This is a genomic window from Pandoraea sp. CB10b_02, from assembly GCF_002216225.1.
GTDB classification, from domain to species: Bacteria; Pseudomonadota; Gammaproteobacteria; order Burkholderiales; family Burkholderiaceae; genus Pandoraea; species Pandoraea nosoerga.
This window is the reverse complement of the sequence record NZ_NJGW02000029.1, coordinates 1-16,019: the sequence shown is the minus strand read 5'-3', so window position 1 is coordinate 16,019 and position 16,019 is coordinate 1. Positions and strand designations below refer to the sequence as shown.

Annotated in this window: 13 protein-coding genes; all 13 read left to right on the top strand. The window is 66.0% G+C overall.

Going from position 1 to position 16,019, the window contains the following annotated elements:
* Positions 1-55: 55 nt before the first annotated feature.
* The gene (gene atpD, locus CDN36_RS20690; RefSeq protein WP_150555509.1) at positions 56-1,447 is read left to right on the top strand and encodes a F0F1 ATP synthase subunit beta; all 1,392 of its coding nucleotides are present in this window, start codon (positions 56-58) and stop codon (positions 1,445-1,447) included.
* 146 nt (positions 1,448-1,593) lie between these two features.
* Positions 1,594-2,013, top strand: a complete 420-nt coding sequence (locus CDN36_RS20685; protein WP_039406794.1) for a F0F1 ATP synthase subunit epsilon — start codon at positions 1,594-1,596, stop codon at positions 2,011-2,013.
* A gap of 419 nt (positions 2,014-2,432) precedes the next feature.
* Positions 2,433-4,151 (top strand): AMP-binding protein, encoded by a 1,719-nt coding sequence (locus CDN36_RS20680; RefSeq protein ID WP_287497758.1) that lies wholly within the window; start codon positions 2,433-2,435, stop codon positions 4,149-4,151.
* Between the two features lie 150 nt (positions 4,152-4,301).
* Entirely contained in the window at positions 4,302-5,513 is a 1,212-nt protein-coding gene (locus CDN36_RS20675; RefSeq protein WP_287497757.1) for a Bcr/CflA family multidrug efflux MFS transporter, read from the top strand.
* Positions 5,514-5,972: 459 nt separating this feature from the next.
* Positions 5,973-6,290, top strand: coding sequence for a flagellar transcriptional regulator FlhD (gene flhD, locus CDN36_RS20670; RefSeq protein ID WP_023598340.1), 318 nt, complete (start codon positions 5,973-5,975; stop codon positions 6,288-6,290).
* 66 nt (positions 6,291-6,356) lie between these two features.
* Positions 6,357-6,953 carry a flagellar transcriptional regulator FlhC gene (flhC, locus tag CDN36_RS20665; RefSeq protein WP_150555512.1) on the top strand — a complete coding sequence of 199 codons (597 nt, stop codon included), beginning with the start codon at positions 6,357-6,359 and terminating at the stop codon, positions 6,951-6,953.
* A 116-nt stretch (positions 6,954-7,069) separates the two neighbouring features.
* A complete protein-coding gene (gene motA / locus CDN36_RS20660) occupies positions 7,070-7,930 on the top strand; it encodes a flagellar motor stator protein MotA (RefSeq protein ID WP_150555513.1) in 861 nt (286 codons plus the stop codon).
* A 12-nt stretch (positions 7,931-7,942) separates the two neighbouring features.
* Complete coding sequence (gene motB / locus CDN36_RS20655) at positions 7,943-8,953, top strand: flagellar motor protein MotB (RefSeq protein WP_287497756.1); 1,011 nt, start codon at positions 7,943-7,945, stop codon at positions 8,951-8,953.
* A gap of 17 nt (positions 8,954-8,970) precedes the next feature.
* Positions 8,971-9,354, top strand: a complete 384-nt coding sequence (locus tag CDN36_RS20650) for a response regulator (RefSeq protein WP_370750078.1) — start codon at positions 8,971-8,973, stop codon at positions 9,352-9,354.
* Positions 9,355-9,396: 42 nt separating this feature from the next.
* The gene (gene cheA / locus CDN36_RS20645; RefSeq protein WP_287497755.1) at positions 9,397-11,631 is read left to right on the top strand and encodes a chemotaxis protein CheA; all 2,235 of its coding nucleotides are present in this window, start codon (positions 9,397-9,399) and stop codon (positions 11,629-11,631) included.
* A 17-nt stretch (positions 11,632-11,648) separates the two neighbouring features.
* On the top strand, positions 11,649-12,164 hold the full coding sequence (locus CDN36_RS20640) for a chemotaxis protein CheW (RefSeq protein ID WP_150556982.1): 516 nt from the start codon (positions 11,649-11,651) through the stop codon (positions 12,162-12,164).
* A gap of 95 nt (positions 12,165-12,259) precedes the next feature.
* Positions 12,260-14,638, top strand: a complete 2,379-nt coding sequence (locus CDN36_RS20635) for a methyl-accepting chemotaxis protein (RefSeq protein ID WP_287497754.1) — start codon at positions 12,260-12,262, stop codon at positions 14,636-14,638.
* Positions 14,639-14,701: 63 nt separating this feature from the next.
* A partial coding sequence (locus tag CDN36_RS20630) for a methyl-accepting chemotaxis protein (protein ID WP_287497753.1) occupies positions 14,702-16,019 on the top strand: 1,318 nt, incomplete at its 3' end.

The following is a 16,019-nucleotide window of genomic DNA, read 5'->3' as shown; positions in this document are numbered from 1 at the left end:
GCACGGGCCGATGCGCCGCAAGGCGAAATGAATTTGAGTATCTAAAGGAAAAGCGATGAGTACTGCTTTGATTGAAGGCAAGATCGTACAGTGCATCGGCGCCGTGATCGACGTGGAGTTCCCGCGCGAGAGCATGCCGAAGATCTACGACGCGCTCATTATGGACGGTTCGGAACTGACGCTCGAAGTCCAGCAGCAGCTGGGCGACGGCGTGGTCCGCACCATCTGTCTGGGTTCCTCCGAAGGCCTGCGCCGCGGTATGACGGTGAAGAACACCGGTCTGCCGATCACGGTGCCGGTCGGCAAGCCGACGCTGGGTCGCATCATGGACGTGCTGGGCCGTCCGATCGACGAAGCCGGTCCGATCGCACAGGATCACACCCGTTCGATCCACCAGAAGGCGCCGGCATTCGACGAGCTGTCGCCGTCGACGGAACTGCTCGAGACCGGCATCAAGGTTATCGACCTGATCTGCCCGTTCGCCAAGGGCGGCAAGGTGGGTCTGTTCGGTGGCGCCGGTGTGGGCAAGACCGTGAACATGATGGAGCTCATCAATAACATCGCCAAGGAACACGGCGGTTATTCGGTGTTCGCCGGCGTGGGCGAGCGTACCCGTGAAGGGAACGACTTCTACCACGAAATGAAGGACTCGAACGTTCTGGACAAGGTCGCGCTGGTGTACGGCCAGATGAACGAGCCGCCGGGCAACCGTCTGCGCGTCGCGCTGACCGGCCTGACGATGGCCGAGCACTTCCGTGACGAAGGTCGCGACGTGCTGTTCTTCGTGGACAACATCTACCGTTTCACGCTGGCCGGTACCGAAGTGTCGGCACTGCTCGGCCGTATGCCGTCGGCCGTGGGCTATCAGCCGACGCTGGCTGAAGAAATGGGTAAGCTCCAGGAGCGCATTACGTCGACCAAGACCGGCTCGATCACGTCGGTGCAGGCCGTGTACGTGCCTGCCGATGACTTGACCGACCCGTCGCCGGCGACCACCTTCGGTCACTTGGACGCCACCGTCGTGCTCTCGCGTGACATCGCCTCGCTGGGTATCTACCCGGCCGTCGATCCGCTCGACTCGACCTCGCGCCAGATCGACCCGAACGTGATTGGCGAAGAGCACTACACGGTGACCCGCCGCGTGCAGTCGACGCTGCAGCGCTACAAGGAACTGCGCGACATCATCGCGATTCTGGGCATGGACGAACTGTCGCCGGAAGACAAGCTGGCCGTGGCGCGCGCCCGTAAGATCCAGCGCTTCCTGTCGCAACCGTTCCACGTGGCAGAAGTGTTCACGGGCTCGCCGGGCAAGTACGTTCCGCTCAAGGAAACGATCCGCGGCTTCAAGATGATCGTCGACGGCGAGTGCGACCACCTGCCGGAGCAGGCCTTCTACATGGTTGGCACGATCGACGAAGCGTTCGAAAAAGCCAAGAAGATGCAGTAAACGGTTGAGTGCCGGGAAGCGGCGGCGCCTCGCGAGAGTCGCCGCCGCGCCCGGCAGGTGACTGTTGCAGGGCGGGGTAGCGGAGCGAGGACGGCAACGTCCGGACTGGCGCGCCTGCCGCTTCATCACACTCAACGGGAGCGATTATGGCAACCATTCACGTAGACGTCGTCAGCGCGGAAGAGCAGATCTTCTCGGGTGAGGCGCGCTTTGTGGCGCTGCCCGGCGAAGCGGGCGAGCTGGGTATTCTGCCCGGCCACACGCCGCTGATCACGCGCATCAAGCCGGGCGCGGTGCGCATCGAAGATGAAGCAGGTAACGAGGACTTCGTCTTCGTGGCCGGCGGCATTCTCGAAGTGCAGCCGAACACGGTGACCGTGCTCGCCGACACCGCCATCCGCGGCAAGGACCTTGACGAGGCGAAGGCCGCCGAAGCCAAGCGCCGCGCGGAAGAAGCGCTCGCGAACAAGGACTCGAATATCGAGTACGCGAAGGCACAGGCCGAACTGGCCGAAGCCGTCGCCCAACTCGCGGCGATCCAGAAGTTCCGCAAGGCGAAGATGTAAATTGGCGCCGGTGCCGCGAGAGGCCATCGCGATGTGGCGATGGTGTTCCGCGCGGCCCCGATGCCCGCCGAACCTCACCGGTCCGGCCGAAAACCCCATGCATTCAGTGCATGGGGTTTTTGTCTTTTGGCCCGTCGCAGGGCCACCACGGACCTCCACCGGCCTGCGCCCATCTCGTCGACAGCGTTGTGACGCCATCGTGTCATGACCCGCATCCAGGCCACGCGTGCGACTCAGGGCCATCCCCACTCGTGACGTCACTCGAATTACGTTAACGTAAACGTCAATCGAGTTCGACGCGCTATTGTTATGAACACGAGCCCGCCGTCGTTCGGTGCAACGACAGGCGGGCCATCCACTGGCATGGACGTCGCGCGACAGCATTTCGCCACTTCAGCATTGCTTCAGGAGACACAAGCATGGAAAGCCGGGAAGGTGCGGGCGTTGTACCTCGTAATGGATTGTCGTATGTGAAGGGCGACACCGATGTGCCGCTCTCGACGCTGACGGTATTCGGGCTGCTCGCCGAGACGGCGGCCAGGTTCGCCGAGCGGCAGGCGGTAGTGTTTCGCGAGCAGGGCGTGGACTGGACCTGGCGCGAATTCCTCGCGCATGTGGATACGTTCGCGGCCGGGCTCGTGGCGCTCGGCCTGAAGAAGGGCGACCGCGTGGGCATCTGGTCGCCCAATCGCGTGGAGTGGCTGGTCACGCAGTTCGCCACCGCGCGCATCGGGCTGATTCTCGTGAACATCAATCCCGCGTATCGCCTCGCCGAGCTCGAATACGCCATCAACAAGGTCGGCTGCAAGGCGCTGGTGACAGCGGAGTCGTTCAAGACGTCGCGCTATCTCGACATGCTCGGCACGCTCGCGCCCGAACTCGCGCAGTGCGCGCCAGGCGAGCTTCACTCGGAAAAATTGCCGACGTTGCGCACCATCATTCGCATGGGTGCCGGCATCACGCCGGGCATGATGAACTACAGCGACGTGGTGACGCTGGGCGCCGACGCCGACCTCGCCACGCTGCGCGCGATCTCCGACAGTCTCGACTGCTTCGAGCCGATCAACATCCAGTTCACGAGCGGCACGACGGGCAGTCCGAAGGGCGCCACGCTCACGCACCACAACATCGTCAACAACGGCCGCTTCATCGCCATGGCGATGCGCTTCTCCGAGCACGACAGCCTGTGCATTCCGGTGCCGTTCTATCACTGCTTCGGCATGGTGCTGTCGGTGCTCGCGTGCGTCTCGACCGGCGCGACGATGGTGTTCCCGGGCGAGGCCTTCGACCCGAAGGCCACCATGGCGGCCGTCTCGGAAGAGAGCTGCACGGCATTGCACGGCGTGCCGACGATGTTCATCGCGCAGCTCGATCACCCGGAGTTCGGCAACTACCATTTCGATACGCTGCGCACGGGCATCATGGCCGGCTCGCCGTGTCCGATCGAGACGATGAAGCGCGTGATCAGCGAGATGCACATGAGCGAGGTGACCATCGCCTACGGCATGACCGAGACGAGCCCGGTGTCGTTCCAGACCACCACGACCGACCCGCTGGACAAGCGCGTGACCACGGTCGGTCGCGTGCAGCCGCACCTCGAGGTGAAACTCGTCGATGCCGCCGGCGAGATCGTGCCCGTCGGCGAGAAGGGCGAGCTGTGCACCAAGGGCTACTCGGTGATGCTGGGCTACTGGGACGACGAGCCGCGCACGCGCGAAGCCATTCGCGACGGTTGGATGCACACGGGCGATCTGGCCACGCTCGACGAAGAGGGCTATTGCAACATCGTCGGGCGCGTGAAGGACATGCTCATTCGCGGCGGCGAGAACATCTACCCGCGCGAGATCGAGGAATTCCTGTTCCGCCATCCGAAGGTGCAGGCCGTGCAGGTGTTCGGCGTGCCTGACGCGAAGTATGGCGAAGAGGTCTGCGCGTGGATCATTCTGAAGCCGGGGCAGACCGCCACCGAGGACGAGATCCGGGCGTTCTGCAAGGACCAGATCGCGCACTACAAGATTCCGCGCTACATCCGCTTCGTCGACGAAATGCCGATGACGGTCACGGGCAAGGTGCAGAAGTTCATCATGCGCGAGCAGATGGTCGAGTCGCTGGGGCTGTCGGAAGCCAGGACGGCCTGAGCGCGGCGCACACGCTCGCGGGCCGCGGCCGCCTGGCCGCCGCCGGTGCGGGCGACCCCGGCGTCGCCTGCACCCGTGCGCCCGCTGCTCAAGGTTTGGGCGAGACCGGGGACAATGCCGTATCATTCGGGATTACCCTAGGCCCGCATCATGTCCACCCACTATTTCCGCACCGTCTTCGTACTCGGCATCCTGTCGGCCATCGGCTCGCTGTCGATCGACATGTATCTGCCGGCATTGCCCGCGATCGCGCGCGAACTGAATACGACGGACGCGGCGGCGCAATTCACGCTCGCGTCGTTCTTCATCGGACTGGGGCTGGGACAACTGTTGCACGGCCCGCTCGCCGACCGGTTCGGACGCAAGCGTCCGCTCTACGCCGGACTGGCGCTCTACACCCTGGCGTCGGCCGGCTGCGCGCTGGCGCCGAACATCGAGACGCTGATCGTCTGCCGCTTCGTTCAGGCCGTGGGCGGCTGCGCCTGCTTCGTGATCGCACGCGCCATGGCGCGCGACCTGTTCGATACGAGCACCGTGGCGCGCGTGCTCTCGCGCATGACGCTGATCATGGGCGCGGCGCCCATCCTCGCGCCATTGGCCGGCGGACAGTTGCTGCTCTTCGTGAGCTGGCGCTGGATTTTCTGGGGATTGACCGCCTTCGGCGCACTCTGCTTCGCGATGTCCGTCTACTGGCTGCCGGAGACGCGTGCCGCGGCCCGCGGAGCACGCAACTGGCTCGCGACGGCATGGCACAACTACGGCGTGCTGCTGCGCGATCGCGAGTTCATGGGCAACGCGCTCGCGGGCGGCGTCGCGCAGGCCGGCATGTTCGCCTACATCACCGGTTCGCCGTTCGTTTTCATCAACCTCTACGGCGTCGATCCGGCGAACTACGGCTGGCTGTTCGGGATCAATGCGTGCGGCATCATCGGGGGCTCGCAGATCAACGCGCACCTGCTGCGCACGCGCCGTCCGGCCGACGTGTTGCGGCGCACCAACAATCTCGTCGCCATTCTCGGCCTGCTACTGCTGTGCGTGGCGGCGCTGCGTCTCGGCGGGCTGCCCGGGCTGATGGTGCCGCTCTTCGCCTTCGTCGCGAGCCTCGGCTTTTCGCAGCCCAACGCGATCGCGGAAGCCCTGAACCGACAGCACCAGCGCGCGGGCGCCGCGTCGGCGCTGCTAGGTGCGCTGCAGTTCCTCGCGGCGGCAGGCGCCGGTGCGGCGGTCGGGCTACTGCACGCCCGCTCCGCGGTGCCGATGGCCGCCGTCATCGCGGTGTGCGGCGGCCTCTCGTGGTGCCTGCACACGGTGCTCATCCGCCGCGCCGGTCCGGCGCTGCCACCGCCCGCGGGCGCGGCCTGACGTCGATTTCCCGAGTCCCTGGGAACCGCAACCCGAGCTTTCCTTCCAAACCTGGAATTCGTGCCGCGGCACCAGACCTGTAACAGTTTGTAATTGCGCTGTTACGGTGCCCGCTCGATTGGCAAAGTACGGTCCAGACGTCCTGGCAGAAGGCCCCCCAAGTATTTTTGCGAGGACGGCTAAAGTTCGGCGGCAGACCGCCGAAATACAGCCATGTAGTAGAGCGCAGCTTCGTGACGCTTTCATGAAGCCGTCATCCCTCCGCCGCCGATCGTTCGCTCCGAACGCATCGCAGGGGACGTGCGTCCCCGTCCTGTAGGAAAAACTCCTACAAAAAACTTCCGCTTTTCTCATCATTTTCCGTAGTTTTTCTCCGATTTCTTTATCTTTCGCCTTTATCCACAATGCGGGGGTAAAACCAGTAGTACCGCCAGATAATCCATTGCGCCGGGGGGCCGCATGCGAAACAGCGAAACACTGAATGAGATTCGCGAGTTGAATCTCTCCTACCTTGTCCTGGCTCAGCGCCTGATCCGCGAGGATCGCGCGGCGGCGATGTTCCGCCTGGGCATCAGCGATCAGCTGGCCGACGTGCTCGGCAGTCTTACTCTGGCTCAACTCGTCAAATTCGCGGGGTCGAACCAGCTCCTGTGCCGATTTCGATTCGACGACCACGTAATCCTCTCGAGCCTCACGCATGGCGCGAAAGACGTGGGTATGCAGCAGTCGCACGCCTCGATCCTGCTGGCGGGCCAGCCCGTCGAGCAGATCGGCTGAGCACGCGACACGCGCCGCGTCGCCCCAGGGGGCGGCGCCACGCGTGACTAGCCAGGAAGCCTGTATATGCGTACCAAAAGCGTCGTCCTCGAGGCCAGGGAGATTCAGCTGGCCATCGAGCTGATCGAACTCGGTGCCCGCCTCCAGTTGCTGGAAGCGGAAACGAGCCTGAGCCGGGACCGGCTCATCAAGCTCTACAAGGAACTCAAGGGCGCCTCGCCGCCCAAGGGCATGCTGCCGTTCTCGACCGACTGGTTCGTGACGTGGCTGCCGAACATCCACTCGTCGCTTTTCCACAACATCTACCGCCACCTCGTGCAGTACGGCGGCTGCCAGGGCATCGAAGCCATCGTCAAGGCGTACCGCCTGTACCTCGAGCATGTGGAACTGCATGGATGGGAGGCGGTGCTCGGGTTTACGCGGGCATGGACGCTCGTGCGCTTTTTCGACAGCAAGATGCTGCAGATGACGCCATGCACGCGCTGCGGCGGCCATTTCGTCACGCACGCGCACGAGCCGCATGGCCAGTACGTTTGCGGGCTGTGCGCACCGCCGTCGCGCGCCGGAAAGACCCGCAAAGCAAAGCACGCGCCCGCCGCCGATCTCGCGCCCGCCGCGGCGTCGCCGGCGACCGGCGGCGATATTTCCCCGCTTGCCGCCTGAGCGCGGCCACGTCACGAGGTCGCACCCCCTACAGTTTCCCTGCGTGTCTGCCGTTAAGCCCTCTGAACAGGAAGGACAATTTTCCGTAGACGTATTTTTGCGAGAGGTATCCGGCAGTGCTTGTCGTCATTGGTTACATCATCGTTCTGGCGTCGGTCTTTGGCGGCTTCGTCATTGGCGGGGGCCACCTGGGCGCGCTGTTTCAGCCGACCGAGCTGCTGATCATCGGTGGCGCGGGCGTCGGCTCGTTTGTCGTGGGCAACAACAGCAAGGCGATCAAGGCGACGGTGAAAGCCCTGCCAATGCTGTTCAAGGGCTCGAAATACACCAAGGAGCTGTACATGGAGCTCATGGCGCTCCTGTACGTGCTGCTCGCCAAGGCGCGCAAGGACGGCATGCTCGCCATCGAAGGCGACGTGGAAGACCCGGCCTCGAGCCCCGTGTTCTCGCAGTACCCGCGCATTCTCGGCGAGCCGCGCATCATGGAATTCCTCACTGACTATCTGCGCCTGATGGTCAGCGGCAACATGAATGCGTTCGAGATCGAGAACCTGATGGATCACGAAATCGAGACGTATCGCCACGAGGGCGAAGTGCCCGCGCACTGCCTGCAGAAGACCGGCGACGCCATGCCGGCCTTCGGTATCGTGGCCGCCGTGATGGGCGTGGTCCACACGATGGCTTCGGCCGACCAGCCGCCGGCGGTGCTCGGCGCGCTCATCGCGCAGGCGCTCGTGGGCACGTTCCTTGGCATTTTGCTCGCCTACGGCTTCATTTCGCCGCTCGCGCAGCTCATCGAACACCGCATCAACGAGTCGGTGAAGCTCTACGAGTGCATCAAGGTCACGCTGCTGGCCAGCCTGAACGGCTACGCACCGGCGCTGTCGGTCGAGTTCGGCCGCAAGGTGCTGTACTCCACCGTCCGTCCGTCGTTCGCCGAGCTTGAAGAGCACGTGCGGCAGGTCAAGGCACGTTGACGGGCGGCAGCAATGAGCGAGAAAGAAGAGCGGCCCATCGTCGTCAAGCGCCGCAAGGCGGGCGGCCACGGCCATCACGGCGGCGCGTGGAAGATTGCCTACGCCGACTTCATGACGGCCATGATGGCGTTCTTCCTGCTCATGTGGCTGCTCAGCTCCGTGAGCAGCAAGGAGCTGGCGGGCATTGCCGAATACTTCCGCACGCCGCTCAAGGTCGCGCTCACGGGCGGGCGTAACGCCGCGGAGAACGCCGGCGTGATTCCCGGCGGCGGCGCCGACACCACGCGCACCGACGGACAGAAGTCGCGCGGCGATCAGGTGCGCTCGCGCCAGGCCACGACCACCGAGCTTGCCGAGCGCGCCGATGCGGCGCGTTTGCGTGAGCTCAAGGCGCGCATCGAAAAAGCCATCGAGAATAATCCGACGCTGCGGCAGTTCCGCAAGCAGTTGCTCATCGACGTGACGACCGAAGGACTTCGCATCCAGATCGTCGACGACCAGAACCGACCGATGTTTGCCAACGCGAGCGCGCAGGTGCAGCCGTATATGCGCGACATCCTGCGCGAGATCGGCAAGTCGCTCAACGACGTGCCCAACCGCATCAGCCTGTCCGGTCACACCGACGCCACGGCCTACGCGCAGGGCGACAAGAGCTACAGCAACTGGGAGCTGTCCGCCGATCGCGCGAATGCTTCGCGCCGCGAGCTCATCGCCGGCGGGCTCGACGGCGAGAAGGTGCTGCGCGTGGTGGGGCTCGCCTCGACCGTGCCGCTCGATCGCGACAACGCGTACAACCCCATCAACCGCCGCATCAGCATCATCGTGCTCAACCGGCGCGCCGAGCAGTCGGTCAAGCACGAAGGCGACCAGCCGACGATCGACGCCGCGAACGCGCGCGGCGCAGGGGCAAACGCGGTGAGCGCCGCGCTGGGCGGCGAGCCGCCGGCACTGCCGACGGTGCCGGCCGTGCCCGCGCCGCCCGCGCCTCCGGCAGGTCCGGCCGGCTCGGCCGGCGCACGATAACCGACAAGAGGAGACGCATGCAGGCACTGCGCAACACGATTCTCGCCGTCGACGATTCCGCGTCGATGCGTCAGATCCTGGCGGCCACGCTCGATGAGGCCGGCTACGCCGTGACGACCGCACGCGACGGCCAGGAAGCGCTGGCGCTGGCCTCCAATGCCGCGTTCGATCTGGTGCTGACCGATCAGCACATGCCCGGCATGGACGGTCTGTCGCTCATTCGCGCGCTGCGCGAACTCGACGCATTCGCGCAGACGCCCATTCTGGTGCTCACCACCGAAGTCGACGGCGCCTACAAGACGGCGGCCCGCGAGGCGGGCGCCAGCGGCTGGCTGATCAAGCCGGTCGACCCCGAGGCATTGGTCGACGTGGTGGGCTCGCTCGTCGGCGACGGCGCCTGATGACGGCGTCGATGGCACAACCAAGTTAGGACGAGGAAACCGGTGGATATCACCCAGTTCTACCAGACCTTTTTCGATGAAGCCGAAGAGTTGCTCGCAGAAATGGAGCACCTCCTGCTGGCGCTCGATGTCAACGCGCCCGACAACGAGCAGCTCAACGCGATCTTTCGCGCGGCGCACTCGATCAAGGGCGGCGCCGCCACGTTCGGCTTTACCGCGCTCACCGAGACCACTCACCTGCTGGAAAACCTGCTCGACCGCGCGCGTCGCGGCGAATTGCAGTTGCGCACCGAGATGGTCGACACCTTCCTGGAAACCAAAGACGTGTTGCATCAACAGCTGAATGCCTACCGCGCCTCCAGTGAACCCGACGTCGAGGCGATGACGCGCATCTGCGCGGTGCTCCAGCAACTCGCAGCCGAAGAAAGCGGTGCGCCGGCAACCGCCGCCCCTGCCGCACCCGCCGCGCCGGCCGCTTCCACGGCACCGGCCGCCGCCGAGCCCGCCGCGCACGCGAGCGGCGCGCCGACGAGCGCCGTGCCCGCGGGTCAGACGCGTCTGAAGGTCACGCTCACCGGCGTGGGCGAGAAGGACCAGACGTTGCTCGCCGAAGAGCTGGGCAACCTCGGCCAGGTCGCCGGCCGTCAGTCGAGCGGCGACGTGCTGCACCTGTGGCTCGACACCACGTGCGACGCCGACGACATTCTCGCCGTGTGCTGCTTCGTGATCGAGCCGTCGCAGATCGACGTGCAGGACGCCGCCGCGCCGGCGCCGGCCGAGGCGCCCGCGGCGCCCGCCGCCACCTCCGAAATCTCCGCTCCCGTGCCGCCGCCGGCCTCGGCCGCTCCTGCCTCCGCTTGCGCACCGATCGACGTGAGCGCTGCCGAGCCCCTCGCTACAGCCACAGCCACAGCCACAGCCGCTCCCGCTGCCGCTGCCGCTCCCGTGCCGCCGCCGGCCGCCGACCCGATCGTCGTGCCGAGCGCCGCGCCCGCGCCGCCGGCGGGGGCGTCCGCCGGCAATGGCGGCGGTGCGCACCATCCGCCCGAAAAGCGCGCTGCCGCGCCGGCCGCCGGCGGCAACGCCGGTCACGAGAACAGCTCGATTCGCGTGGGCGTGGAGAAAGTCGACCAGCTGATCAACCTCGTGGGCGAACTGGTGATCACGCAGGCCATGCTCGCGCAGACGGCGAGCAGCCTCGACCCGATGCTGCACGACCGCCTGTTCAACGGCATGGGCCAGCTCGAGCGCAACGCGCGCGACCTGCAAGAAGCCGTGATGTCCATCCGCATGATGCCGATGGACTACGTGTTCTCGCGCTTCCCGCGCCTCGTGCGCGATCTCGCGGGCAAGCTCGGCAAGCAGATCGAGCTGGTGACGTTCGGCCAGGCGACCGAACTCGACAAGAGTCTCATCGAGCGCATCATCGATCCGCTCACGCACCTCGTGCGCAACAGCCTCGATCACGGCATCGAGACGTCCGAAGCGCGTCTGGCCGCGGGCAAGGACCCGGTCGGTCAGCTCGTGCTCTCGGCCGCGCATCAGGGCGGCAACATCGTCATCGAAGTGAGCGACGACGGCGCGGGCCTGCGCCGCGAGAAGATTCTCGCCAAGGCGCAGCAGCAGGGCCTGCCGGTCTCCGACTCGATGACCGACGAAGAAGTCTGGCAGCTGATTTTCATGCCGGGCTTCTCCACGGCCGAGGCGGTGACCGACGTGTCCGGACGCGGCGTGGGCATGGACGTCGTCAAGCGAAACATCCAGCAAATGGGCGGGCACGTGGAAATCCTGTCCACGCGCGGCAAGGGCACCACGATCCGTATCGTGCTGCCGCTCACGCTCGCGATTCTCGACGGCATGTCCGTCAAGGTCGGCCCGGAGATCTTCATCCTGCCGCTGAACTTCGTCATGGAGTCGCTGCAGCCGCGTCGCGACGACATCCGCGCGGTGACCGGCGAAGGCCAGGTCGTGCTGGTGCGCGGCGAGTACCTGCCGCTCGTGGAGCTCTACCGCGCGTTCGACGTGCCCGATGCCCGCCACGATCCCACGCAGGGCATCATCGTGATCCTCCAGGCGGAGGGGCGCCGCTTCGCGCTGCTCGTCGACGAGCTCGTGGGGCAGCAGCAGGTGGTGGTGAAGAATCTCGAAACCAATTACCGCCGTATTCACGGTATTTCCGCCGCCACCATCATGGGCGACGGCAGTGTGGCATTGATCGTCGACGTGGCGGCGCTCCAGCGCGGCCAGCGCTCGAGCGCTGCCACCATCTTCAACTGAAGTCGGAGACGCGTTAGATGGACAACCTTTCGCAAGAGCATGCCGTGTCGCGCCAGGGCGGCGCCATGCAGACCGATGGCGACGGTCATGAATTTCTGGTCTTCACGCTCGGTGAGGAGGAATACGGCATCGACATTCTGAAGGTGCAGGAAATCCGCGGCTACGACGCGGTCACGCGCATTGCCAACGCGCCCGACTTCATCAAGGGCGTGATCAACCTGCGCGGCATCATCGTGCCGATCGTGGACATGCGCATCAAGTTCCGCCTTGGCCGCGTGGAGTACGACACGCAGACCGTGGTGATCATCCTGAACGTGGCCGGCCGCGTGGTCGGCATGGTGGTCGACGGCGTGTCCGACGTGCTCACGCTCGCGCGCGGCGAAATCAAGCCGGCGCCCGAGTTCGGCGCGCAACTGGCCACCGAGTACATCACGGGCCTGGGCACGGTCGAAGGCCGCATGCTCATCCTGATGGACATCGAGAAACTGATGACCAGTGCCGACATGGCGCTCATCGAACGTCTGGCGAGCTGAGGGCTTGCCGCCGAGACCGACGCACGGGCCGAGACACCCGCGACGCAGACCCGACAGACATAACCCATTGACCCTACGACCCGGAGACCGAACACGTGCGCGATAACCAGCCCGTTACCCAGAACGAATTCGTCATCGGCGAGCATCAGTACCTGATCTCGCGAACGGATCTGAAGGGTCGGATCACGTATGCCAATCCCGCCTTCGTGGAGGTGAGCGGCTATTCGCGTGACGAACTGCTGGGTTCGCCGCACAACATCGTGCGGCATCCGGACATGCCGTCCGAGGCGTTCGCCGATCTGTGGGAGACGATCAAGCGCGGCGACACCTGGACGGGGCTGGTCAAGAACCGCCGCAAGAACGGCGACTACTACTGGGTGCTCGCGACCGTCACCCCGACCCTGGAGAACGGCGCCGTCGTGGGCTATACGTCGGTGCGCGTGCGCCCGGCTGCCGGCGCGAGCGCCGAAGCCGAATCGGTCTACGCCCGCTTGCGCAGCGGGCAGGCGGGCAATCTGCGCATTCGCGGGGGCCGCGTCGAGCGCGGCGGCATTGCGGCGCTGCTGCGCCGAGTCCGGCTCGACACCCTGCGCGCGCGGCTCACCGGCATCATCGTGCTCGGCGCGATCCTGCTCGCCGCCGTGGGCGGACTGGGCATGTGGGGCGTGTCGAGCAGCAATACCAAGCTGCTGCAGGTCTACAAGAACGGCATGGTGCCGGTGAGCACGCTCGGCGTCATCGCCCAGAAGCTCGATCGCGACGTGCTGCTCGTGGCCGAAGCGGTGGGAAGCCCGAACCTCGACGCGATGAAGCGCGCCGGCGACGAAATTGCCGCGAGCCTCGAGGACATCAATCGTCAGTGGGCCGAGTACATGAAGTCGGTCGATCCGTCCACGCAGGCGCAGGCCGAGCGCTTTAACGTCATTCGCCAGCGTTTTACCACCGACGGCCTTCAGCAGACCGTCGAGATGCTCAAGGCCGGCTCGGCCGAGGGCGCCCAGCAGACCTATCTCGAGAAGGTGAAGCCGGCCTACGGCCCGATGCGCGATGAGCTCAATGTGCTCACCCGCCTCGAGCTCACGCAGGCCACCGATCTCTATCAGCAGTCGCAGAAGGAACACACGCTCGTGCGAACGTTCACGGCCGTGGCGGTCGTGGGCGGCATCATCGTGCTGTTCGTGCTCGGCAGCATCCTGCGTCGCGCGATCAACCACCCGTTGCGCGTTGCGCTCGCCATGTCCAAGCAGATCGCGGCCGGCGATCTGACCGGCAAGACCGAGAGCACCGGCAACGACGAGATCGGACAGCTGCTGTTCGGCCTGACGGTCATGAAGAACAGCCTGCTGTCCATCGTCTCCGATGTGCGCGAAGGCATCGAGTCGATCAACGTGGCTTCGCGCGAGATCGCGGCGGGCAATACGGATCTGTCGGCGCGCACCGAACAGCAGGCCGCGTCGCTCGAGCAGACCGCCTCGTCGATGGAGCAGCTCACGGCGACCGTCAAGCAGAACGCGGACAACGCCAAGCAGGCGAGCGCGCTCGCCGTCAACGCCTCGGAAATCGCCGCGCGCGGCGGTCAGGTGGTGGGCAACGTCGTCGACACGATGCAAGGCATCTCGTCGAGCTCGCACAAGATCGTCGACATCATCAGCGTGATCGAAGGCATTGCGTTCCAGACCAACATCCTCGCGCTCAACGCGGCTGTGGAAGCCGCGCGCGCGGGCGAGCAGGGCCGCGGCTTCGCGGTGGTAGCCGGCGAAGTGCGCACGCTCGCGCAGCGCAGCGCGGCCGCCGCCAAGGAAATCAAGGTGCTGATCGAAGACTCGGTCGGGCGTGTGGAGAACGGCTCCGCGCTCGTGGCACAGGCCGGTCAGACCATGGACGAGATCGTGCAGGCCGTGCAGCGCGTGACCGACATCATGGGCGAGATTTCGGCCGCGTCGGCGGAGCAGTCGAGCGGCATCGAGCAGGTCAACCGCGCCGTGACGCAGATGGACGAAGTCACGCAGCAGAACGCGGCGCTCGTGGAAGAAGCGGCCGCCGCGGCCGGCTCGCTCGAAGAGCAGGCGCATCGCCTGCGCGACGCCGTGTCCGTGTTCCGCGTGGGCGACGCGCTGCAGGCCACGCAAGTTCACGGCGCGGCCGCGCTGCACCGGTCGTCGGGCGCGGTTGCCGGCGCCGCGGCAGTGCGCGCGCAGGCCGCACCGCCCGTGCCGGCCGTCGCGCCCGCCGTCTCGAGCGCGCCGGTTCGCGCCAACGCCGCACCGGCGCGTGCCAGCGCCGGCGCCGGCGCGACGCGCGCGCTGACGCGTCGGCCGCAGGCGCCGGCAGGCGCGACGCCGCCGGGCGCCGCGGCACCGGAAGATGCGCAGGTCCTGCAATTGGCGGCGCGTCGCGGCAAGGCCCCGGCGGGCGGCATGGGGAGCACCGGAAATACGTCGTCAAGCGACTCCGGCGATTGGGAAGAGTTTTGACGTTTCGATGGATTGGGATGAGTACGCCGGCGGCATGCCGGCCTTCACGGGGTAGAGGTCGTTATGTTTAAGAATGTCACCATCCGGGCGCGGCTGACGCTGGCGCTCGGACTCTTCATGGTGCTGCTGGTCGTGGGCGCCGCGGCGGGCCTTCTGTCGCTGCGACAGAGCAACGCATCGCTTCAGGAAATCTACTCGAACGACATGGCCTCGTCGCGTTCCCTCGCGCAGACGACGATCGCCACGCTATCGGCCCGGGTGACGCTCTCGCGCATCGAATTCATCGCCGATCCGACCGAGATCAAGACCGCGATCGAGAGTGTGCGGACCAACCTGAAGAAGGCCGACGACGCTTGGGCCGCCTACGCCGCGCTGCCGATGAACGAGCAGGAAAAGCCGCTCGCCGACAGCGTCGTGGCCGCCCGCGGCAAGGTCGTGAACGAGGGCATCCTGCCGGCGCTCAAGGCCATCGAATCGGGCGACATTCCCGACTTCCACGCCAAGACCGTGATGGACGTGCCGCGCCTGTTCGCCGACTACACCAAGGCGATGACCGTGCTGGCGGATCTGCAGGTGAAGAACGCGGAGGAACGCTACCTCGCCGCACAGGCGCGCTACACGCTGGTGATGTGGCTGGTCGGCGTCGGTCTCGTCGTCGGCCTGATCGTGAGCATCATCACGCAGGTCACGCTCACGCGCGCCATCGTCGGACCGATCGACGACGCGATCCGGCACTTCGAGAAAATCGCCGCGGGCGACCTCACGCAGCGCATCGAAGTGTGGAACGACACCGAGACGGGGCGCCTCTTCAAGGGCGTGAAGCACATGCAGGACAGCCTCGTGCGCACCGTGGCGGAAGTCCGCTCGGGCACCGAGTCGATCACCTCGGCCGCGCAGCAGATCGCGGCGGGCAACACGGACCTGTCGGCGCGCACGGAGCAGCAGGCGGCCTCGCTCGAAGAGACGGCCTCGTCGATGGAGCAGCTCACGGCGACCGTCAAGCAGAACGCGGACAACGCGCGCCAGGCGAGCCAGTTGGCGGTCAACGCCTCGGAGATCGCTGCCCGCGGTGGGGACGTCGTGGGCCGCGTGGTCGGCACGATGAACGGCATTTCGGCGAGCTCGAACAAGATCGTCGACATCATCAGCGTGATCGACGGCATTGCGTTCCAGACCAACATCCTCGCGCTCAACGCGGCGGTCGAAGCCGCGCGCGCGGGCGAGCAGGGCCGCGGCTTCGCGGTGGTGGCCGGCGAAGTGCGCACGCTCGCGCAGCGCAGCGCGGCCGCCGCCAAGGAAATCAAGGAGCTGATCGAGGACTCCGCCCACAAGGTGCAGGACGGCTCGGCACTCGTCGAGCAGGCCGGTCAGACCATGGACG

What these genes read in the sequence shown, in the direction of transcription:
- atpD (WP_150555509.1), top strand. Translation starts at nt 56, where the DNA reads ATGAGTACTGCTTTGATTGAAGGCAAGATCGTACAGTGCATCGGCGCC.
- CDN36_RS20685 (WP_039406794.1), top strand. Translation starts at nt 1,594, where the DNA reads ATGGCAACCATTCACGTAGACGTCGTCAGCGCGGAAGAGCAGATCTTC.
- CDN36_RS20680 (WP_287497758.1), top strand. Translation starts at nt 2,433, where the DNA reads ATGGAAAGCCGGGAAGGTGCGGGCGTTGTACCTCGTAATGGATTGTCG.
- CDN36_RS20675 (WP_287497757.1), top strand. Translation starts at nt 4,302, where the DNA reads ATGTCCACCCACTATTTCCGCACCGTCTTCGTACTCGGCATCCTGTCG.
- flhD (WP_023598340.1), top strand. Translation starts at nt 5,973, where the DNA reads ATGCGAAACAGCGAAACACTGAATGAGATTCGCGAGTTGAATCTCTCC.
- flhC (WP_150555512.1), top strand. Translation starts at nt 6,357, where the DNA reads ATGCGTACCAAAAGCGTCGTCCTCGAGGCCAGGGAGATTCAGCTGGCC.
- motB (WP_287497756.1), top strand. Translation starts at nt 7,943, where the DNA reads ATGAGCGAGAAAGAAGAGCGGCCCATCGTCGTCAAGCGCCGCAAGGCG.
- CDN36_RS20650 (WP_370750078.1), top strand. Translation starts at nt 8,971, where the DNA reads ATGCAGGCACTGCGCAACACGATTCTCGCCGTCGACGATTCCGCGTCG.
- CDN36_RS20640 (WP_150556982.1), top strand. Translation starts at nt 11,649, where the DNA reads ATGGACAACCTTTCGCAAGAGCATGCCGTGTCGCGCCAGGGCGGCGCC.